The sequence below is a fragment of the Rhodococcus aetherivorans genome (assembly GCF_025722975.1).
Lineage (GTDB): Bacteria > Actinomycetota > Actinomycetes > Mycobacteriales > Mycobacteriaceae > Rhodococcus > Rhodococcus aetherivorans.
This window is the reverse complement of sequence record NZ_CP106982.1, coordinates 5,843,263-5,863,716: the sequence shown is the minus strand read 5'-3', so window position 1 is coordinate 5,863,716 and position 20,454 is coordinate 5,843,263. Positions and strand designations below refer to the sequence as shown.

Below are 20,454 nucleotides of genomic sequence, written 5' to 3'. Positions count from 1 at the left end.
TCCGCGGTCGTCAGTGCGCGCCGGGTCCGTCCCCGACGTGCGCGGTGAGGGCCACCTCGACCGGCGCGTTGCCGGGAAGCAGATAGACCCCGATCGCGCTGCGGGCGGGCAGTGACGCCGGGCCCAGCGCGCGTTCGACGACCTCCGATGCGCCGTCGGCGACCGCCGAGAGCTCGGTGAAGCCGTCGGCACACGCGATGTACACCACCATCTCGACGCACCGGAACATCGCACCCGGCGGCAGCACCGACCGGACCGCGGCCAGGGCGTTGCCGGCCGCGAGGCCCGCCGCCTCCCGGGCGACGGCCGGGTCCACTTCGCCGCCGACGCGGCCGGTGACGGTCAGCCGGCCGTCACGGCGCGGGGTCATCCCCGCCGTGTGGACGGTCGAGCCGGACAGCACCGCGGGTACGTAGCGGCCGCGCGGCCGCGGCGGCTGCGCGCCGAGCGCTGCCCGGCCGATCGCCTGTTCATTCGACACCGAGAGCCACTCCTTCCTGACGGGGATCGCTGCCGCCGCTGAGCACGCCGCGGGGATCGAGAGAGATGATCTGGGCGCTGCCCTCGGCGCCGAGCGGTTCGAGGGTGCGCACGTCGTGCCCCATCTCGGACAGGGCGGTGCGGACCTCGGGCGGGACGTCGGCCTCGATGCGCAGCTCGGCGGGGTCGCCGAGCACGTTCGCGTCGGAGCCGGGGAACACCGTGAACCGGGGCGCCGACACCGCCTCCTGCGGATCGAGCCCGTGGTCGAGGAGGTGCGAGAGCAGCTGCATGTTCCATTGCACCTGCCCGTCCCCGCCGGGGGTGTTGCCGACGTGGAGCAGCGCTCCCGCCGCGTCCGTGACGATCCAGGCATTGAGGGTGTGCAGCGGCTTGCGGCGGGGCCGCACCTCGTTCGGATGCCCGTCGATCAGATACGCGCCCCGCCCCAGCCGGTTGTTCAGGACGATCCCCGTGCCGGGCACGGTGAACTTGGCCCCGAAGGTGAACGCCAGCGAATGGATGAAGCTCACCGCGCGTCCGTCCCGGTCGACCGTCACCAGCGAGGTGGTGTCTCCGCCGGCCACCGTGAACGCTCCGGCGGGCGCGGTCGCCGACAGCCGGTCGCGGCCGGCGCGAATGTGGCCGGGATCGAGGATGCGCGCGGCACCGTCGTTGTCGGCGCCGCACCAGCGCAGCCGGTCCTCGAACGCCGTCCGCGCGGCCCGGGCCATGCGGTCGATCGCCGCCGCGCTCAGGAGCGGGGAGAACCCGACGACGCCCTCGCACAGCGCCGCCTGGTGCAACACCATCCACCCGGGGGTCGGCAGTGGGGTCTGATGGATCACCGCGCCGGCGTACCGGCCGGACAGCGCCTGCTCCGGCGTCACCGTCCCGGTTGCGACCCATTCGTCTCCCGAGAACGGGGCGCCCGCGTCGCGCAGCGCGGCGACGCACCGCTCGGCGAGCGACCCGGTGTAGAACGACGCCGGGTCGTGCGCGAGTTCACGGATGGTGCGCGCCAGGTCGGGTTGCGGCAGCCGGTCACCGACGAGCGGTACGAGACCGCCGTCGACGTACACGGAGGCCAGCCCGGGATCGGTGCGGACGGCGTCCAGCGCCGACCGCACGTCGTCGCGGGTCTTGGCCGAGCAGGGCAACCCGTGCTCGGCGAGGCGCGCGGCCGGTTCCCACAGCTCGGCAAGGCTGCGGGTGGCGCCGCGCCGGTGCAGCGCCGCGAGCGCGGCCGGAGCGCCCGGCACGGCCACCGCGAGGGCGCCGTCCAGCGGGATCGCGGCCAGCCCGCGGTCCCGGTAGAAGTCCGGTGTGCCGCCGTCGGGGCCGTAACCGCTCCCCCCGACCGTCCAGACTGTGCCGTCCGGTTCCCGCACCACGGCGAATGCGTCCCCGCCGAGGCCACACTGGCCGGGCAGGGTCAGCCACGTGGTCGCGGCCATCGCCAGCGCGGCGTCGACCGCGTTGCCGCCGTCGGCGAGCACCCGCGCCCCGGCCTGGCCGGCCAGCGGGTGGCTCGAGGACACCATGCCGCCGGTCGACAACGTCGCCGGACGGACCCGCCGCGCTGTCATGCCTGCCGGAGCCGGCGCCGGCGCGGGCCCTCCGGCGGCTCGGCGGGATCGATGCCGACGAAGATCTCGCCGCCGCGCTCCTCGACGGGATAGGTCCTGATCGGCTCCGTGGCGGGAGGGCAGATGGGTTCACCGGTTGCGAGATCGAAAGCGCTTCCGTGGCAAGAGCATCCGATTCCATCCTGCACGAGCTTGCCGGACGAGAGCAGGCAGTCCAGGTGTGAGCAGTAGTTGGATGTCGCGTAGGCCTTCCCGTCCAGCCGCGAGATCGCGAACTCGTAGTCGCCGGCGTAGAAGCGGCGGACGATGCCCTCCGGCACCTGCCCGGAACGGGCCACTCTCTTGAACTCCATGGTCATCCTCCAGGCATTGGGATCTGCTCCGACCGCGGGCGGTCAGGCGACGGGGTCGATGTAGACGGTCTTCTCGGATTGGTAGAACTGCATCAGCGTCGGCCCGGCCTGTTCCTTGAACGTCTGGGTGCTCGACGCCTTGTACCCACCGAACGGAGCGTTCATCGCCATGCCGTTCGTCGGCTGGTTCACCTTGACCAGGCCGGTGCGGGAACGGGCGACGAACTGCCCGACCCGGTCGAGATCGCGCGTGACGATCGCCGCGCTCAGGCCGAACGCCGTGTCGTTGGCCAACGTGACGGCCTCGTCGAACGACGACGCCCGCTGGAACGCCAGCACCGGACCGAAGATCTCCTCGGTCAGGATGCGCATGCCCGGCGCGGTGTCGGCGAACACCGTCGGGCGCACGAAGAACCCGTCTCCGAAACCGTTGTCGTCGCAGCGGGTTCCGCCGCACACCAGACGGGCCCCTTCGTCCTGCCCGACGGCGACGTACTCGAGGAACTTGTCCAGCTGGCCGCGGCTGGCGAGCGGACCCATCGACGCCCCCGCCCGCAGGCCCGGTCCGACGGTGAGGGCCTCGGCGCGGGCGACGACCCGCTCGAGCAGGGCGTCGTGGATGTCGTCGATCGCGACGACCCGGCTGGTGCCGGTGCAGGCCTGTCCGGAGAGCCCGAAAGCGCCCTTGACGATCAACGCGGCGGCGGCGTCGAGGTCGGCGTCGGCGAGGACGACGACGGGGTTCTTGCCGCCCATCTCGAGCTGTACCCGCCGGTCCGGGCCGACGCCACGATGGATGGCCCGGCCCACCTCCGTCGATCCGGTGAAGGTGACGGCCGCGACGCGTTCGTCGGCGACCACCGCGGCCCCGGCCCGCCCGCCGCCCTGCACCAGCGCGATCGCCGCCGGGGGCAGTCCGCCGGCGAGCAGCGCCTCGACCAGCCGCTGCCCCATGAGCGGGGTGATCTCGGACGGCTTGAACAGCACCGGATCTCCCGCGGCGAGCGCCGGCCCGAGCTTGCGGGACGGGATGTTCAGCGGAAAGTTCCAGGGGGTGATGGCCCCGACGATGCCGATGGGTTCGCGGACGGTGTAGATCATGGTGCGGCCGGCGGCCGGGTACGTCGCGCCGGTCGCGCGCAGCGCCTCGCCCGCGTAGAAGCGCAGGTTCATGGGGGTGCGGCTCACCTCGACGGTGGCCTCGGCGCGCGTCTTGCCCTCCTCGCGGACCAGTTCCCCGACGAGCGATTCCCGTCGCTCCTCGAGGTGCCGGGCGGCGGCCTCCAGGACGGCGGCCCGGCGCTCCGGTGGGGTGGCGGCCCATTCGGGGGCCGCCTTGTCGAGTGCGTCGACGGCGATGCGCACGTCGGTGGCGTCGGAATCGGGGAACGTTCCGATCAGGTCGGTGGAATCGGCGGGGTTGCGTCGTTCGAAGGTGGCGCCGGAGACGGCCGGCACCCACGCACCGTCGATGAAGTTCAGTCCTGTCACGGCCACCTCAGCTCACCACCTGTTCGCCCAGTTCCCACAGGTCCACGTCCGCGTCGGCGAGCTGGTGCGCGCCGACCGTCCGGCCGACGAGTTCGCGGGCGGCCATGATGTCCTCGCCGCGGTCCATGGCGAACGCCGCGGTGAGCACGTCGCCGGCGAGATAGAAGACGGTGAACTCACCCGAGCGGGCGTCGCCGCGCACGACGAGTTCCGTCGTCCCGGAAGGTGTTCCGGTGAACTGGATGTTCGTGTCGTACTGGTCCGACCAGAACCAGTGGGCGTCGTCGGCGAGCGAGGTGCGACCGACGATCGTGTCCGCGACGACCGCGGCCTGCCGGTTGGCGTTGTCGAAGTGCTCCACCCGGACTCGGCGGCCGGCGCGGTCGGAGAAGCGGTTCGCGACGTCGCCGGCGGCGTGGATTCCGGGTACGGCGGTGCGGCCCACGGCGTCGACGACGATGCCGTTGTCGGTGTGGAGTCCGCTCGCGGCGGCCACGTCGACGTTCGGCGTGATGCCGATGCCGACCACGACCACGTCGGCCTCGATCGTGTCGCCGGTCGTGGTGCGGACCCGCACCCCGGCCTCGGAGGTCGCGACGGAGTCCACGCCGACGCCGGTGCGCAGATCGACGCCGTTGCGGCGGTGCAGGTCGGCGCAGAACCCGCCGACCGTGGCGCCCAGGACGGAACCCAGCAGGGCGTCGGCGTATTCGAGGACGACCACGTCGACACCGAGATCGCGTGCCGTTGCGGCGATCTCGAGGCCGACGAATCCGCCGCCGACGACGACCAGGCGCGCACCGGGGGTCAGCCGCGGGGCGAGGGCGACGGCGTCGTCGAGCGTCCGCAGGTAGTGCACGAGATCGGGGCGCGTCCCGGAGGTGGGGATCGTGCGCGGGCGTCCCCCGGTCGCGAGGATCACCGCGTCGGCGGCGACGGACCCACCGTCGAATTCCAGGCTGCGCGAGGCGGTGTCGACGCGCCGTACCGTGACACCGGTCCGGATGTCGATATCGTTGTCGGCCAGCCACTTCGGTGTGAGCAGGGAAAGGGAGGCGACGGGTTCCCGGCCGGCGAGGAACTCCTTCGACAGTGGCGGCCGCTGGTAGGGCGCGTGCGGTTCGTCGCCGAGCAGGACGATGCGGCCGTCGAATCCGCGGCGGCGCAACGTGCGTGCGGCGACCGCGGCGACCTGGCCGGCGCCGACGGTGACAACGGTGCGTACGGTCATGACGAACTCTCCTCTTGCGAGCCGGGAACGACTCGGCGCGGGGCCGGATCGAGATAGACGGTGTCGCCCTCGACGGTCACGGGATAGGTCGGCTGGCAGAGATCTTGGTCCTCCTCGTAGCCGGTTTCGAGGTCGAACCGCCACTGGTGGCCGGGGCAGATGACCCGCCCGTGCAACAGGGTGCCCTTGGCGAGCGAGCGGTCCTGGTGGATGCACAGGTCGGCGAACGCGTACACCCGGTCGTTCGCGTGGAACAACGCGATGCCGACGCCGTCGACCTCGACGCGCAGCTTGCGCCGGCGGGTCAGCTCCTTGACGGTGGCGACGGCGACCCTGTCGCGGGTCGACCCGGGCGGGGCCGAGGCGGCGTCGGTGGACATGATTCTCCTTCGATCGGGGATGGCCGCCGGGACCGGTGCGGGAGGGCCGAGCGGTGGACCCTCCCGCGGTCCGGTCACGTCGGTCAGGCCGGAGCCAGCTCGAGGTCGGGAGCGACGTACGTGTCGTACAGGCCCTTGGTGTACGAGAAACGCATCTCCGCGCCCCAGCGCACGAGCTGCAGGCAGCGCTGCTGCAACTGCGGGGTGTCGGCGCAGTCCAGCACGATCTGGTACCCGCGTTCGCCGTGGACGACATCCGAGGTGATGTGCAGGTCGAAGAACTCGATCTCGTCCTCGGTGAACCCGTACACCTCGCGCAGCGGCACGATCTGCTTCTTGTAGATGCTCGGCACCTGCGACTCGAGACCGACGACCAAGGCCGCGGTGGCGACCACGAAGTGCTCGCGCTGCGAGACCGCGTAGCACCACGCCTGCAGGCCGCGGGTGACGGCGTTCATGTTGTTCGGATCCTCGACGCGCTCGCGGGTGGTGCCGCACGCCTCGGCGAACTTGATGAGCAGGTCGGTGTGCCGGATGTCGGCCAGCTCCTCCTCGTACATGTTCTGCAGGGTGAAGTCCTTGGCGTCGGTGAACGTGTCGGGCGTGTTGGAGTAGATGTTCGCGAGGTAGTCCGCGAACGGGCCCACGTAGTGGTAGTGGTTCTCGGCCCACCGGGCGAAGTGGTGCTTCTCGAGCTTGCCCTCGGCCCAGGCCTTGCTGAACGAGGCGTCCTTGGCCTCGCGGCCCTTGATCGCGTTCTCGAGTGCGGCGCGGAACTCGTCGCGTCCGAGCAGTTCGGTCATGGTGGTTTCCCTTTCACGCTGTGTCGTGCGGTCGGGCTGGGGTTGATCCGCGACGTTGCGGAGAACGATCGAAATCGGCTGAGTGAAAGCCTGTTCCGGTCGGTTTCGAAACTAGTGCCGGCGTCGGGGTGCGGCCACGGCCACACTGACCGGAATGCGGCGCCGGCGGGGGTCGAAGTGCACAGTCAGTGCGCCACCGACGCGGTGATCGCCTCGAACTCCGCGAGCATCGCCGCGCCGACGGCCTTGTCCTGCTCGCCGTTTCCGCCGCTGATGCCGACGGCGCCGACGATCTGGCCGTCGAACACCAGCGGGAAGCCGCCGACGAAGATCGCGAACTTGCCCGGCAGCATGTGGCTGATGCCGAAGGCCTCGTTGCCGGGCAGGGCCGGCCCGTTGGGCGGTTCGTTGAACAGGTGCGTGGCGCGTTCGTGGCCCGCCGCGGTGAACGCCTTGGCCATCGCGATCTCGACACCCGTCAGCCGTGCACCGGGGAGGCGGTGCAGGGCGATGACGTTGGCGCTCTCGTCGCAGACGCACAGGGTCTGCTTGACGCCGATCTCCTCCGCCTTCGCGCGGCCGGCGGCGAGGAGGGGGAGCGCGTCGTCGAGGGTGATGCGATGAATTCGATGCATGGGTCTCCACTTTCGGTCTGCGGGAGTACCGGCCTGGCGGAGCGGGAAGCGAGGGTCCGGCCGGTGGATGCGTTTTCGCCAGTGGGCTATTTCTAACAGGGATGCGGCCACGGAGGGACGGTCAGAATCACCCGTACCCGACACAATTCGTGTACAAGTTGCACATCGCCTGCGGACCTTCGACTCTGGTACTTGATGAAAAAGGTGCACGTCGTCCCTCGCGCCGGCGCCCCGCTCGCAGAAAGCAGGTCGACATGGAACCGAGCCCGCGCCTGACCGTCCGGGGTCTGCTCGACGAGTCGCTGATGACCGGGGCGCGGATCGCGTCCGGGCACACCGCCCTCGACCGCGCCCTCACCTGGGCACTGCCGTTCAGCGAGGTCATGGGCCGATTCGACGACCTCGATGCCGTCGCCGTGTACGCCCGTCCGGAGGCGCTCGCCGGCAACGTACACGCCGTCGCGGCGTTGGCCGCGCGCGGCGCCGCCGCCCTCGTCGTGGACGGCTCGCTGCCCGCGACGACCGCGGAGTCGCCGCTGCCCGCGGGACTCGTCGTCCTCGAGCTGAGCTTCCCGATCGGCTTCGCGGCGCTCAACCGCCTCCTGGCCGAGCGTGCCCTGACGCAGGAGGTGCACGTGATGCGCTACTCGTCGCACGTCCACACCACCCTGGCGGGGCTGCTGCACCGGGGCGCGGGCATGACCCTGCTCCTCCGCGAGGTCTCGGCCCTCGCGCACCATCCCGCCGTCGCGCTCGACGCGCGCGGGCACGTCGTCGCGGTCCACGGCCTGGACTCCGCCACCACGGACCTCGTCTCCGACCGGCTTCCGCGGGCGCTGGCCGAACGGCAGGGCGCGGAGACCACGAGTGGATCCGGACACGGCCACGACACCCGGGTGGTGGAGCTGTCCGGCGATTCGGGACGCTGGACGTGCACCGCCAGCCCCATCCGCCTGGGCAAGCGGTTCGAGGGCTGGGTCGCGGTGCTTGCCGCCGGTCCCGGCCCGGGCCCGCACGAACTGGCTCAGCACGCGGTCGTCACCGAACAGGCGACGGCGATCATCGGCTCGGAGATGTTGCGGCAGCGCAGTGTCGACGAAGCGGAGGAACGCGCCCGCGGGGACTTCGTGCAGGCGCTCGTGCACGGCAGCTTCACCAGCCAGCACGACATGCAGGCGCGGGCCGGGTATCACGACATCGATCTGACCTCGACGTTCGCGGTGTTCGTCGCGGCCGGGCACGCCCCGGACGCCGGGGGTGCGGGCGTCGAGGGCTCGGGGAGCCTGCTGCGGCTCGCGCGGTACGCGGCGAGCGTGCTGCCGCACCCGGCGGTGCGGTCCTACGTCACCGTGATCGGGGACGTCCTCGTCGTCGTCCGTTCGCTCCGGTCGCACGACCGGCGCGACGTCGAGGCGGAGATCGAGAAGTATGCCGAGGCCATGGCCCTGGACCTGGAGGACCGGCGCGGCCGGCCGGTGCCGGTCGCGCACGGCGCGCCCGCCGTCGGCGCGGACGAGATCCGGGAGAGCTACCGTCAGGCCCGGGTCGCCCTGGGAATCGGGCAGCGGCTGGGCTTGTCCGGCGCCGTCTCCTACCGCGACCTGCGCGGCTACGGCGTGCTCGAACTCGTCGCCGAGACCGACCGCAGCCGCCGCCTGGTCCGCGACGTGCTCGGCCCGATCCGCGCCGGAACCGACCTGCACGACACGCTCGTCGCGTACCTGAGCGCGGGTGGCAACGTCAACGCCGCGGCGCGGGAGCTCAACGTGCACCGGAACACGATGCTGTCCAAGCTCGATCGCATCTCCCGTGCGCTGTCGATGGACGTGCGCCTGCCGGAGAACCAGTTCACGGCGTGGCTCGCGATCCGCCTCGAGCTGCTGGACCAGGTCCACACCGCCGTGGACCGCGAGATCAACTACCGCTGAACAACGTTCACACGCCTGCCAGTTCGGGGTCGCGGCCGAGGAAGGACGCGGCCAGCCCCGCCGCGACGACGACGGCGCACACGACGAACAGCACGGGGTACGACCACGAGTCCACCGCGATGGCCACCCACGCGGCGCCAACCGCCGATCCGCCGAAACGGATCAGGTTGAACAACCCCAGCCCGGTGCCCTGGGCTCCGGCGGGCGAGCGCGTCGACCCGGCCGCGGCCGGGGTCTGTACGAGCGCGCTGCCCACCCCGGTGACCGCGAGCACCGCGACGACCGCCCAGTGGTTCGTCGCCGCGGTCGCCAGGACGGCGGCCAGGGCCGACTGGGCGACGATCAGCACCGCCAGCCCCGCCCGCAGCACCCTCCGGGCGCCCAGCCTGTCGGCCGTGCGGCCCACGATCGGGGCCAGGACGACCATCACGGCGGGCAGCGCGAACAGGATCGTCCCCGCCAGGGCTGTGGACACCCCCGCGCCGGTCAGGTACAGCGGCACCGCGAGCAGGGTCGCACCGAGGCAGAACATCTGACCGAACGCCGCGATCGCGCTGCGGGCGAACCGCGGTTCGGCCACGAGGCGGACGTCGACGAACGGCACCTGCGTGCGCAGGCAGTGCAGCACGAACCACACGAGCACGACGGCCGCGCCCCCGATCAGCGCGAGGGCGACGGGCAGCGCCACGCCGGGCTGCGGGACCAGCGTCAGCCCGAGCACCAGCACCGCCGCGCCGAGCGTCAACGCGGCCGCGCCCGGGCCGTCGAGGCGCATGCGCCGGCCCTCGAACGCGGGAATCCAGCGCAGGGTCCCCGCGAAGCCGATCAGCGCCACCGGCACGAGCGGGACGAACACCCAGCGCCACCCCCAGTGGTCGGCGATCAGGCCGCCCATCGACGGTCCGAGGGCCTGACCGGCACCGTTGACCGCCGCCCAGGCCCCGACGGCCCGCGCCCGCCGCTCGGGCCCGAACAACCACGCGATCAGGCCCATCACGGCGGGCGCGAACGCGGCGGCGGCGACACCGCCCAGCGAGCGCCACGCGACGAGCACCGCCAGGTTGGGGGCCGTCGCGGCGCCGGCCGAGCACACCGCCGTCGCCAGGAGCGCGCCGCAGTACACGCGCCGGCGGCCGAAGCGATCACCGATCCAGCCGGCCAGCGGCATCGACGCCGCGAACGTCAACAGGAAACCGGCGACGACGAGCACCCCGCTCTCGAGCGAGGTGCCGAAATCCGACAGGATCTCCGCCAACGGGACATTCACGACGTTGTTGCTGATCGTGCCGACCAGGGTTCCCGCCAGCAGGGCGGACAGCGCGAGCGGGGTTCCGGAATCGGCGTGCGCCGGGGCCGGAGTCGGCGCGGCAGTACGGGTGGTCATCTGTCTCCTGTGGCTCGCGAGCGATACGGCGGGGGCCGTGGCCTCACTGTCTCACCGCGCCCGGTACCGCCGCATCGGCGTCGAATTCGTAAACAGCACAGGCGGACGCGCCCGGAGTGTGCACCCTGCCCAAGGAATCGGGGTTCGCCCGGCGGAAACAGCGGAAGACACAAGTTCGTAGCAATTGTTCACGATCGCGCTACCGGAGGACACGGAAACGCAAAACAGGAACACACTGCACATCTACAGTTCGGGGCACTGTGCAAGGTTTGCGTTGACCAGGCATGAACGAGCGCGGAAAGTTCCACGAACACAGCCCCTCACTTGTTCTGCTCCTGACTTAGGACTCGAATTGGACGTACAACTCACAGCCGCCCACTGGGTCTACGTGGCCGGCATCGTCGTCATCCTGGCCACCATGGCCCTGCGGAAGAACATCGTGGTTCCCGCAGTCATCGGAACGTTCCTGACCGCCTTCGTGTTCTCCGGCAGCATCGTCACCGGACTGTCCTCGATCTTCAACGCCAGCCTCGTGGCCGCGAAGGAGCTGTTCAACATCTTCCTGATCATCGCGCTGGTGACCGCGATGCTCGGCGCGCTGCGGCAACTCGGCGCCGACCGGCTGATGGTCGCGCCGTTCCGCAGGGTCATGCGTACCGGCACCAGCAGCTTCGTCGTGCTGGCCGTCGTGACGTACGTGATCTCCCTGTTCTTCTGGCCCACCCCGGCCGTCCCGCTCGTCGGTGCCGTGCTGATCCCCGTCGCCATCCGGGCCGGCCTGTCGCCGCTGTCGGTCGGCATGGTCATCGCCATCTGTGGCCAGGGCATGGCCCTGTCGTCGGACTACATCATCAAGGTCGCACCGGGCATCTCCGCCACGGCGGCCGGTGCCGACGTCGACGCCGTGGCGGACAAGTCGCTCGTGCTGTCGCTCGTCGTCGGCGTGACCGCGCTGGCGATCACGTTCGTCGCGCAGCGCCGGACGTGGCGGGCGCCGTCGCCGGACCTGCTCGTCGAGTGGGAGGCCGAGGCCGACCGCGGCGCCGACGGCCCGGCCGGCGGCGGATCCGCCCCGAGCCGGCAGCCTGTGCGGCCCGAGCCCGTGGGCGGCGGCCCCGCCGGTGGCCCCGACGGTGCCGCGAGCACGGCGACGGCCGTGATCGTCGCCGAGCGCGACCCCGGCAGCTACGAACTCGCCGAGAGCAGGGGCACCGCGAAGGCGTTCGCGATGCTCGTTCCGCTCGCCTACCTCGCCTTCATCGTGTATCTGCTGCTGGGCAAGTTCACCCAGGTGGTGCCGCCCCTGCAGGGTGGGGACGCCGCGGCCATCGTCGGTGGAATCGCGGCGCTCATCCTGTTCGCGGCCGCCGCGTCCAACGACGGGGGCGGCTTCCTCGAGACCACCTCCGAGCACCTCGTCGACGGTCTGGTGTTCGCCTTCAAGGCGATGGGCGTCGTGCTGCCGATCGCCGGCTTCTTCCTCATCGGCAACCCCGACTTCTCCGGTGCCATCCTCGGCTACGCGGACGGCGAGACGGGTCCGGGAATCCTGTTCGATCTCGTCAACGCGGCACAGTCGCACCTGCCGCAGAACCCGTTCGTCACGTCGTTCGGCATCCTGCTCATCGGCGTGGTGGCCGGGCTGGACGGGTCCGGCTTCAGCGGTCTGCCGCTGACCGGTTCGCTGTCCGGCGCGCTGGGCCCGGCGGTCGGCATGGATCCGTCGACCCTCGCCGCGATCGGGCAGATGGGCAACATCTGGTCCGGCGGCGGGGTGATCGTCGCGTGGTCGTCGCTCGTCGCCGTGGCCGGATTCGCCCGCGTCCCCGTCCTCGACCTGGCCCGCAAGTGCTTCCTGCCGGTGATGGCGGGGCTCGTGCTCAGCACGCTGTTCGCCGTCCTGGTCTACTGATTCGCCTGCAGCGCGGTCACTCTCGCGCGGAACGGTGCTTGCCGCGCGCGTCCTCACGCGCGCGGCAAGCACCGACGCGCGCGAGGACCGGTCCGGCATCCCGCCGGAGGAATTCCCACCGGGACGGGACGGGTGTCCCTGGCGACCGGGACGCCGGGCGCAGCAGCCTCTCCGTCAGGCGCAGAGCGCGCCGGTACGACGGGAGGGACACCGAACCGATGAGCACAGTGAGCGTGACGGAGGACGGACGCACGGCCGCACGGCGCGCGTCGTCGAGCGCCTGGGCATGGTCGGGGGCCGTTGCCGGGCTCGCCGGGGTCGTCGCCATCCAGGCGAGCATGGGTATGGGCGCCGCCTACGACGAATCCACGGCCGGCAACGCGCCCGCGATCGCCGAGGCGTTCGCGGGCGAACGAACCCCACTGCTGGTGATGCACCTGTCGCTCATGGTGTCGACGGTGCTGCTGCTGATCTTCGCCGCCGGCCTGCAGCGCCGCCTGCGGATCGCCCTGCCCGAGGACAGCCTGCTGCCGTCGGTCGCGGCGTTCGGTCTGCTGCTCACGGCGACCGCCGGACTGCTCGGCGCCGGCCTGGACACCGAGCTGCTGTTCGGGCTGGGCGAGCCGGGACAGATGGTCGCCGAGTTCGCCGTCGTCGGCGCGCACTGGGTCGGCACGATCCCGTGGCTGTGGGTCGGCGCGGGGGTCAGCGGCCTGGCGGTGGCGGCCGCGTCGCTGCGCCACGGCGCGACGCCGCGGTGGCTGGGCTGGGCGAGCGTGGTGCTCGGCGGCCTGACCGCGCTGCTCGGGATCTCCCCGCTGCAATACATGGCCGGCTTCGTCGGTCCCGTGTGGGTGCTCGTCGCCGGCATCGGATTCGCCGTCTCCGACCGGGCGCGCCGATAGGCTGCCGCGCGACGGATCCGGCCGCGGGGCATACTCACCGCATCATGGCTGTTGCGGACGCATCCGAGACGGCGGCGGGCACCGGTGGCGCACCGGTGCCCGCCGCCGTCGTCGCCGTGCTCTCGGGGGGCCTGGCCGTCGCGGCCCTCGTGGTCTTCGCCACCGCCCGCCCGGACCTCGACTCCGATCAGCTGTTCTTCCTCGTCGACGCCGTGGGTGCCGCGGTGTACGGCACCGTCGCCGGCGTGGTGCTGGCGCGCCGGGTGCATCCGGTGCCGATCCTGCTGTCGCTCGCATCGATCGGCGTCGGGCTCTCGGCCCTGAGCTACGCCTGGACGAAGCTCGCGGAGGTGCGGCCCGGGCTGCCGTTCGCCGGGGTCCTCGCGCCGCTGCAGAGCACCGCGTGGATCCCCGGCACCCTGGCGTTGTTCCTGGTGGTGCCCTGGCTGGTCCGCGACACGCCGCTCGACCGGCGCGCCCGCCTCGGCGTGCTCGCCGGTGCCGTGGTCACTGCGTGGTTCTTCTGGGCCCGTACCTTCACCGGCACCGCCGTCGGCTGGCTCGTGCTGCCCGTCGTCACGCTCGGCCTGCTCGCCGCTGCGGACATCACCTACCGGTGGCGGTGCGGCCCGGTCTCCGATCGCATCGGCCTGGGCTGGCTCGCGCTCGGCACCGCCCTGATGGCGGTGTCCTACATCCCGCTGGCGGTGCCCGGCCTGCCGTGGATGCTCACGCCGCTGCTGCACCTGGCCACGCAGGCGTTCTACCCGGTCGCGATCCTCGTGGTGGTGCTGCGGCAACGGCTGTGGGGGCTCGACCTCGCGGTCGGCCGCGCCGCCGTCGCCGGCAGCCTCGTCGCGGTACTCGCCACCGGCTACCTCGCCGTGACCGCCACCGTCGCCCTGATCCTGCCGACGGACGGATCCGTCGTCGCCCAGGCCATCGCCGCGGTCGCGGTGGCCCTGGCCGTGCAACCGGTGCGGGCCTGGCTGACCCGGCGCGTGCACACCCTCGTCTACGGCGAGGGCGACGACCCGGCGAGCGCGGTGCGCCGGCTCGGCCGGCACTTCGCGGGGGCGCAGACGCCGCGGCGGCTGCTCGAGGACCTCGCCGCCGGAGTCGGTGTGGCGCTGCGCCTCGAGTCGGTGACGGTGCGCCGCGGCGACGAGGCGCTCGCCCGATGGGGCACCCCCACCGGGCCCACCGAGCAGGTCGTCCTGCGCGACGGCCGGCTCGAGGTGACCGCCCCGCCCGGTGAGACGCTGGGGCCCCGCAGCTTCCGCGCGCTCGGCGAACTCGCCTCCGTGGTGGAGGCCGGGCTCGTGGTGCTGCGGTCCTCGGAGGAGCTCGACGCGGCGCGCGACCGGCTCACCGAGGCCCGGCTCGCCGAGCGCCGCACCATCCGCCGGGAACTGCACGACGGGCTCGGTCCGTCCCTCGCCGGTATCCGGCTCGGGCTGCAGGGCGCCCGCAACCTCATCGACAGCGACTCCGCCGGCGCCGCTCCGCTGATCGACTCGCTGCTGCGCGAACTCGACCACCAGGTCGAGGGCGTGCGCGAACTCTCCCGGGGGCTGCTGCCGCCCGTCCTGGACGAGCTGGGTCTTGCCGCCGCGCTGGAGGAGATGTCGGCGGTCCACTCGCGCAGTGGATTCCGCGTCGACGTGGACGCCGATGTGCCACCGGGCCGGGGCGGGGCGGTCGTCGCCGCGGCGTACGGCATCGCCGCCGAGGCGGTCACCAACGCGCGTCGGCACAGCGGTGCCGACGGGTGCCGGGTGCTCGTGCGGGCGGCGGCGGACCGGCTCACCCTCGAGGTACGCGACGCGGGCCGCGGGCTGGACCGGAACGCGCGACGGGGCGTGGGGACGCACAGCATGCGCGAACGCGCCGAGGACGTCGGCGGCACCGTCGAGATCGCCGCGGCGCAGCCGCACGGCACCGTCGTCACGGCGGACCTCCCGTGGGGGCCGTCGTGAACGCCCCCGCGGCGATCGCCGTCGCCGTCGTCGACGACCATCCGGTGTTCCGGCTCGGGCTCGTCGCGCTGCTGGGCACCCTCGACGGCATCGAGGTGGTGGCCCAGGCCAGTTCGGTCGCCGAGGCGCTCGAGGCGATCACCGCGGACGTCGACGTCGTGCTCATGGACCTCGAACTCGGGGACGGCTCGGGCATCGAGGCGACCCGGCAGCTGCTCGGGCGGTTCCCCGAGCTGCGGGTGCTGGTGGTGACGATGCACGAGGACGAGGAGTCGCTCGTCGCCTCGGTGCGCGCCGGGGCGCGCGGCTACCTCGTCAAGGGTGCCGACCCGTCGGGTGTCGAGCGGGCGATCCGCGCCGTCGCGGACGGCGAGGTCATCGTCGGTGCCGCCGTCGCCGCCAAGGCCATCGGGGCGATGGCCGCCTCCCGCACCCTGGCGCCGGCGGTGTTCCCGGAACTCACCGATCGCGAACGCGAGGTGCTGGACCTGATGGCGCGCGGGCACGACAACGCGACCATCGCCCGCCGGCTGGTGCTGAGCCCGAAAACGGTGCGCAACCACGTGTCGAACGTGCTCGGCAAGCTCGGCGCGGCCGACCGGTCGACCGCGATCGTGCGGGCCCGCGAGGCCGGTCTCGGGGCGTGAACGTCCGCTCGGTTCGGTCACGGACTCCGCTCGGTTCGGTCCTTCAGTCCGGGGCGCCCCGGCTCCTAGGGTGAACGAGGTCGGGCGTGACGGCTGTCACGAGCCGCCGCCCCTCGCATCCGCAAAGCACGGGAAGGAACCCTGCACTGTGACCTCCGAGGCATTCATCTACGAAGCCATCCGAACTCCGCGCGGCCGCGGCAAGAAGACCGGGTCGCTGCATTCGGTCAAGCCGATCTCCCTGGTCACCGGCCTGATCGACGAACTGCGCGTGCGGTTCCCGGACCTGGACGAGAACCGCATCTCGGACCTGATCCTCGGCGTCGTCGGACCGGTGGGCGACCAGGGTGCCGACATCGCCCGCACCGCCGTCACCGCGGCGGGCATGCCCGACACCGTGGGCGGCGTGCAGATCAACCGCTTCTGCGCCTCCGGCCTCGAGGCCGTGAACATGGCCGCGCAGAAGGTCCGCTCCGGCTGGGACGAGCTCGTCGTCGCCGGTGGCGTCGAGTCGATGTCGCGGGTGCCGATGGGCTCGGACGGTGGCCCGTGGGCCCTCGACCCGGCCACCAACTACGACACCTACTTCGTGCCGCAGGGTGTGAGCGCCGACCTGATCGCCACCATGGAAGGCTTCAGCCGCGAGGACGTCGACGCGTACGCGCTGCGTTCGCAGCAGCTGGCCGCGGCGGCGTGGTCCGGCGGGTACTTCGCCAAGTCCGTGGTGCCGGTCAAGGACCAGAACGGCCTGACCGTCCTCGACCACGACGAACACATGCGTCCCGACACCACCCTCGCGGGCCTGGCCGGGTTGCAGCCGTCGTTCGCGATGGTCGGCGAGATGGGCGGTTTCGACGCCGTCGCGCTGCAGAAGTTCCACTTCGTCGAGAAGATCGACCACGTCCACCACGGCGGCAACAGCTCCGGCATCGTCGACGGCGCCGCGCTGGTGCTCGTCGGCTCCGAGCAGGCCGGCAAGGACATGGGCCTGACCCCGCGCGCCCGCATCGTCGCCACCGCCACCTCGGGTGCGGACTCGACGATCATGCTCACCGGCCCCACCCCGGCCGCGCACAAGGTCCTCGCCGCCGCCGGCCTGACCGTGGACGACATCGACCTGTTCGAGATCAACGAGGCGTTCGCGTCGGTCGTGCTCAAGTTCCAGAAGGACCTGAAGATCCCGGACGAGAAGCTCAACGTCAACGGCGGCGCCATCGCGATGGGGCACCCGCTCGGCGCCACCGGCGCCATGATCACGGGAACGATGGTCGACGAGCTCGAGCGCCGCGGTGCCCGCCGCGCCCTCGTCACCCTCTGCATCGGTGGCGGCATGGGCGTGGCCACGATCATCGAGCGTGTCTGAAACTTCGGAAGGGACTGGGGAATTCACAGTGACTGAGAACAACATGATCGGCTGGGAGCGCGACGCCGACGGCATCGTGGTGCTGACCCTCGACGACCCGAACCAGGGCGCGAACACCATGAACGAGCTCTACAAGGCGTCGATGAAGGCCACCGTCGACCGCCTGGTCGCCGAGAAGGACGACATCACCGGTGTCGTGATCACCTCCGCGAAGAAGACCTTCTTCGCCGGCGGCGACCTGAAGAACATGATCAAGGTCGGCCCCGAGGACGCGCAGCGGATCTTCGACGAGGTCGAGGGCATCAAGGCGGACCTGCGCCGGCTCGAAACCCTCGGCAAGCCCGTCGTCGCCGCGATCAACGGCGCGGCCCTCGGCGGCGGTCTCGAGATCGCCCTGGCCACCCACCACCGCATCGCGGCCGACGTCAAGGGTGTGCAGATCGGCCTGCCCGAGGCCAGCCTGGGCCTGCTGCCCGGCGGCGGCGGCGTCACCCGCACCGTGCGCATGCTCGGCATCCAGACCGCGCTGATGCAGGTGCTGCTGCAGGGCAACAAGTACAACCCGGTCAAGGCCAAGGAACTCGGCCTGATCGACGAGGTCGTCGGCTCGATCGACGAACTCGTCCCCGCCGCGAAGGCGTGGATCAAGGCCAATCCCGAAGGTGGCGTGCAGCCCTGGGACAAGAAGGGCTTCAAGATCCCCGGCGGCACCCCCGCGTCGCCGTCGTTCGCGGCGAACCTGCCGGCGTTCCCCGCGAACCTGCGCAAGCAGCTCAAGGGCGCCCCGATGCCCGCCCCGCGGGCCATCATGGCCGCCGCCGTCGAGGGCTCGCAGGTCGACTTCGACAACGCGTCGAAGATCGAGGGCCGCTACTTCACCGAGCTGGTCACCGGCCAGGTCGCGAAGAACATGATCCAGGCGTTCTTCTTCGACATGCAGGCCATCAACTCCGGGGCGTCGCGCCCCAAGCAGGCCGACGGCACGCCGTTCCCGAAGACCACCTTCCGGAAGGTCGCCGTGCTCGGCGCCGGCATGATGGGCGCGGGCATCGCCTACGTGTGCGCCAAGGCCGGTATGGACGTGATCCTCAAGGACGTCTCGATCGAGTCGGCGCAGAAGGGCAAGGCCTACTCGGAGGGCCTCGAGGCCAAGGCGCTCGCCCGCGGCAAGACCACGGAGGAGAAGTCCGCGGCGCTGCTCGCCCGCATCACGCCGACGGCCGACGCCGCCGACCTGGCCGGCGCGGACCTGGTCATCGAGGCCGTGTTCGAGAACACCGGCCTCAAGCACAAGGTGTTCCAGGAGATCGAGGACGTCGTCGCGCCGGACGCGGTGCTCGGGTCGAACACCTCGACCCTGCCGATCACCGGCCTCGCCGAGGGAGTGAAGCGCCAGGAGGACTTCATCGGCCTGCACTTCTTCTCCCCGGTCGACAAGATGCCGCTGCTCGAGATCATCGCGGGGGAGAAGACCTCCGACGCGACGCTGGCCAAGGCGTTCGATCTCGCCCAGCAGATCCGCAAGACCCCGATCGTCGTCAACGACTCGCGGGGATTCTTCACCTCCCGCGTCATCGGCACGTTCGTCAACGAGGCGATCCGCATGGTCGGCGAGGGCATCGAGCCGGCCACGATCGAGCAGGCCGGTTCGCAGGCCGGCTACCCGGCTCCGCCGCTGCAGCTGTCGGACGAGCTGAACCTGACGCTGATGCAGAAGATCCGCAAGGAGACCGAGGCTGCCGCCGAGGCGTCGGGTCTGAAGGTGCCGCAGGACGATTCGACCACCGTCGTCGACTTCCTCGTCGACGAGGGCCGCCCGGGCCGCGCCGGTGGCGGCGGCTTCTACGAGTACGCCGACGGCAAGCGCACCCGCATCTGGCCGGGCCTGCGCGAGAAGTTCAGCAGCGCGCCCACCGACATCCCGATCCAGGACCTGATCGAGCGGATGCTGTTCATCGAGGCCATCGAGACCCAGAAGTGCTTCGACGAGGGCGTGCTGCGTACCACCGCCGACGCCAACATCGGCTCGATCCTCGGCATCGGCTTCCCGGCCTGGACCGGTGGCGTCGCGCAGTACATCGCCGGCTACCCGGGCGGTAAGGAGGGCTTCGTCAAGCGCGCCGAGGAACTCGCCGCCAAGTACGGCGAGCGCTTCACCCCGCCGGCGTCCCTGCGCTGACGCGCCCGTGCGTGGTTTTGGTAGCAATCGCTGCCAGAACCACACACGAGTTGTCCACAGGCAAGGGCTCCCGACCACGGTCGGGAGCCCTTGCCCGTCGCCGGGTCGGCCATCATCGACGGCATGGGGGACGACTTCGGGAAGAGCGAGATTCAGAAGCTGGTCGACGATCGGGCCGGCCTGGTCACACAGGCGGAGCTGACTGCGCTGGGGGTGGGCCGTGGAGCGGTCCGGCATCTGCTCGATACGGGACGGTGGCAACGTGTCCTGCAGGGCGTGTATGCCGTCAGCAGCGGACCGTTGACGCGGACCATGGTGCTCGAGGCGGCCCTGCTGTATGGGGGCGGAGCGGCGATGCTCAGTCACCGGACCGCGGCCGAGGTGTGGGGCATGCTTCCGGTCGACGACACCGCACCGGTTCACCTCACCGTTCCCGTGGGGAAGTCTGCGCTGCCGCAGCGAGCCACGGTGCGGGCACCAGGACGGAAAGCGAAGCTGCCGGTGTCGAAGCCGACTGCCGTTCTCCATCCGGGGGTAGTCGTGCACCGGTCACGGGCACACGCACACATCGGCGTCGATCGGTACTTGCCGCGCACGACCAAGGTCGACACCGCACTGGATCTGGCCACCGCGCAACCGTCGCCGCGGGAGGCGTACCTGTCGCTGATCGCCACCGTGACGAACGCCGGCATCCGACTGGCCGATGTGCGTCTGCGACTCGAGGAACGACCGCCGTATCGATATCGGAGTTCGCTGGCAGAGGCGGTGACGTTGCTCGCAGACGGGGTGCAGTCCGTGCTCGAATACCACTACGCGATCGACGTCGAGCGTGCACACGCTCTGCCCGTGGCGCGCCGGCAGAGTCCGGTCGTCGTGGACGGCAGGACCCTGTACGAGGACTGCACGTACGACGGCGCCGGATGCCCGCTCACGGTGCGGTTGGACGGCAGGTGGGTCCATTCGATGCGCGAAGTCGCCTTCCGTGACCGGCGCCGCGACAACGCCGCCGAGCTGGCCCGCCGGTCGCGACTGGTTTTCGGCTATCGGGAGGTGGCGTCGTCGCCGTGCGACGTCGCGCGGGAGGTCGAGACGGTACTGACCCGGCTGGGCTGGGTGCGGGACGAGCCGAACCCCTGCAGCTGCCGTGCGCGGTTCTGGTAGCGGGCACTACCAGAACCACGCACGGGCGGCGGAG

Annotated in this window: 17 protein-coding genes; 8 read left to right on the top strand and 9 right to left on the bottom strand. The window is 71.5% G+C overall.

Annotated elements, in window-relative coordinates; all coding sequences use genetic code 11:
• Window positions 1-10 precede the first annotated feature (10 nt).
• From OCS65_RS26900 to OCS65_RS26865, 8 genes are all read right to left on the bottom strand, one after another.
• Window positions 11-481, bottom strand: a complete 471-nt coding sequence (locus OCS65_RS26900) for a RidA family protein (protein WP_082120182.1) — start codon at window positions 479-481, stop codon at window positions 11-13.
• Window positions 471-2,069 (bottom strand): gamma-glutamyltransferase family protein, encoded by a 1,599-nt coding sequence (locus OCS65_RS26895; RefSeq protein WP_065923132.1) that lies wholly within the window; start codon window positions 2,067-2,069, stop codon window positions 471-473. Before OCS65_RS26895 ends, OCS65_RS26900 begins: the two co-directional genes overlap by 11 nt.
• On the bottom strand, window positions 2,066-2,422 hold the full coding sequence (locus OCS65_RS26890; RefSeq protein ID WP_006943156.1) for a Rieske (2Fe-2S) protein: 357 nt from the start codon (window positions 2,420-2,422) through the stop codon (window positions 2,066-2,068). The genes OCS65_RS26895 and OCS65_RS26890 overlap by 4 nt, the downstream gene beginning before the upstream one ends.
• A 42-nt stretch (window positions 2,423-2,464) precedes the next feature.
• Window positions 2,465-3,919: an aldehyde dehydrogenase family protein gene (locus tag OCS65_RS26885; protein WP_065923131.1), complete on the bottom strand. Its 1,455-nt coding sequence runs from the start codon at window positions 3,917-3,919 to the stop codon at window positions 2,465-2,467.
• Window position 3,920: 1 nt separating this feature from the next.
• Window positions 3,921-5,144: an NAD(P)/FAD-dependent oxidoreductase gene (locus OCS65_RS26880; protein ID WP_050034463.1), complete on the bottom strand. Its 1,224-nt coding sequence runs from the start codon at window positions 5,142-5,144 to the stop codon at window positions 3,921-3,923.
• Entirely contained in the window at window positions 5,141-5,524 is a 384-nt protein-coding gene (locus tag OCS65_RS26875) for a Rieske (2Fe-2S) protein (protein ID WP_006943159.1), read from the bottom strand. Before OCS65_RS26875 ends, OCS65_RS26880 begins: the two co-directional genes overlap by 4 nt.
• A gap of 83 nt (window positions 5,525-5,607) precedes the next feature.
• On the bottom strand, window positions 5,608-6,327 hold the full coding sequence (locus OCS65_RS26870; RefSeq protein ID WP_006943160.1) for an iron-containing redox enzyme family protein: 720 nt from the start codon (window positions 6,325-6,327) through the stop codon (window positions 5,608-5,610).
• Between the two features lie 185 nt (window positions 6,328-6,512).
• Complete coding sequence (locus tag OCS65_RS26865; protein WP_006943161.1) at window positions 6,513-6,962, bottom strand: GlcG/HbpS family heme-binding protein; 450 nt, start codon at window positions 6,960-6,962, stop codon at window positions 6,513-6,515.
• 254 nt (window positions 6,963-7,216) lie between these two features.
• Between OCS65_RS26865 and OCS65_RS26860 the strand changes: the two genes are divergently transcribed.
• A complete protein-coding gene (locus tag OCS65_RS26860; protein WP_044476309.1) occupies window positions 7,217-8,890 on the top strand; it encodes a PucR family transcriptional regulator in 1,674 nt (557 codons plus the stop codon).
• A 7-nt stretch (window positions 8,891-8,897) separates the two neighbouring features.
• On the opposite strand, the gene OCS65_RS26855 is transcribed toward OCS65_RS26860, so the two are convergent.
• Window positions 8,898-10,274: an MFS transporter gene (locus OCS65_RS26855; protein WP_263508205.1), complete on the bottom strand. Its 1,377-nt coding sequence runs from the start codon at window positions 10,272-10,274 to the stop codon at window positions 8,898-8,900.
• 352 nt (window positions 10,275-10,626) lie between these two features.
• On the opposite strand from OCS65_RS26855, the gene OCS65_RS26850 reads away from it, so the two are divergent.
• The 7 genes from OCS65_RS26850 to OCS65_RS26820 all read left to right on the top strand — a co-directional run bounded on the left by OCS65_RS26850 (window position 10,627) and on the right by OCS65_RS26820 (window position 20,420).
• Window positions 10,627-12,186, top strand: coding sequence for a hypothetical protein (locus OCS65_RS26850; RefSeq protein WP_263508203.1), 1,560 nt, complete (start codon window positions 10,627-10,629; stop codon window positions 12,184-12,186).
• A 218-nt stretch (window positions 12,187-12,404) separates the two neighbouring features.
• Window positions 12,405-13,091 carry a hypothetical protein gene (locus OCS65_RS26845; RefSeq protein ID WP_263508201.1) on the top strand — a complete coding sequence of 229 codons (687 nt, stop codon included), beginning with the start codon at window positions 12,405-12,407 and terminating at the stop codon, window positions 13,089-13,091.
• A 44-nt stretch (window positions 13,092-13,135) separates the two neighbouring features.
• A complete protein-coding gene (locus OCS65_RS26840; RefSeq protein ID WP_168578972.1) occupies window positions 13,136-15,070 on the top strand; it encodes a sensor histidine kinase in 1,935 nt (644 codons plus the stop codon).
• Window positions 15,055-15,717, top strand: a complete 663-nt coding sequence (locus OCS65_RS26835; RefSeq protein ID WP_263508199.1) for a response regulator transcription factor — start codon at window positions 15,055-15,057, stop codon at window positions 15,715-15,717. Before OCS65_RS26840 ends, OCS65_RS26835 begins: the two co-directional genes overlap by 16 nt.
• Before the next feature lie 148 nt (window positions 15,718-15,865).
• On the top strand, window positions 15,866-17,080 hold the full coding sequence (locus OCS65_RS26830) for an acetyl-CoA C-acetyltransferase (RefSeq protein ID WP_006947448.1): 1,215 nt from the start codon (window positions 15,866-15,868) through the stop codon (window positions 17,078-17,080).
• A gap of 28 nt (window positions 17,081-17,108) precedes the next feature.
• Window positions 17,109-19,259 carry a 3-hydroxyacyl-CoA dehydrogenase NAD-binding domain-containing protein gene (locus OCS65_RS26825; RefSeq protein ID WP_029547131.1) on the top strand — a complete coding sequence of 717 codons (2,151 nt, stop codon included), beginning with the start codon at window positions 17,109-17,111 and terminating at the stop codon, window positions 19,257-19,259.
• A 123-nt stretch (window positions 19,260-19,382) separates the two neighbouring features.
• Window positions 19,383-20,420, top strand: coding sequence for a type IV toxin-antitoxin system AbiEi family antitoxin domain-containing protein (locus OCS65_RS26820; protein ID WP_029547132.1), 1,038 nt, complete (start codon window positions 19,383-19,385; stop codon window positions 20,418-20,420).
• The last annotated feature ends 34 nt before the right edge of the window (window positions 20,421-20,454 follow it).

Bases quoted from the DNA above. Each gene is read 5' to 3' on its own strand.
- OCS65_RS26870 (WP_006943160.1), bottom strand. From the start codon at position 6,327: ATGACCGAACTGCTCGGACGCGACGAGTTCCGCGCCGCACTCGAGAAC.
- OCS65_RS26845 (WP_263508201.1), top strand. From the start codon at position 12,405: ATGAGCACAGTGAGCGTGACGGAGGACGGACGCACGGCCGCACGGCGC.
- OCS65_RS26840 (WP_168578972.1), top strand. From the start codon at position 13,136: ATGGCTGTTGCGGACGCATCCGAGACGGCGGCGGGCACCGGTGGCGCA.
- OCS65_RS26855 (WP_263508205.1), bottom strand. From the start codon at position 10,274: ATGACCACCCGTACTGCCGCGCCGACTCCGGCCCCGGCGCACGCCGAT.
- OCS65_RS26895 (WP_065923132.1), bottom strand. From the start codon at position 2,069: ATGACAGCGCGGCGGGTCCGTCCGGCGACGTTGTCGACCGGCGGCATG.
- OCS65_RS26865 (WP_006943161.1), bottom strand. From the start codon at position 6,962: ATGCATCGAATTCATCGCATCACCCTCGACGACGCGCTCCCCCTCCTC.
- OCS65_RS26875 (WP_006943159.1), bottom strand. From the start codon at position 5,524: ATGTCCACCGACGCCGCCTCGGCCCCGCCCGGGTCGACCCGCGACAGG.
- OCS65_RS26820 (WP_029547132.1), top strand. From the start codon at position 19,383: ATGGGGGACGACTTCGGGAAGAGCGAGATTCAGAAGCTGGTCGACGAT.
- OCS65_RS26860 (WP_044476309.1), top strand. From the start codon at position 7,217: ATGGAACCGAGCCCGCGCCTGACCGTCCGGGGTCTGCTCGACGAGTCG.
- OCS65_RS26890 (WP_006943156.1), bottom strand. From the start codon at position 2,422: ATGGAGTTCAAGAGAGTGGCCCGTTCCGGGCAGGTGCCGGAGGGCATC.
- OCS65_RS26880 (WP_050034463.1), bottom strand. From the start codon at position 5,144: ATGACCGTACGCACCGTTGTCACCGTCGGCGCCGGCCAGGTCGCCGCG.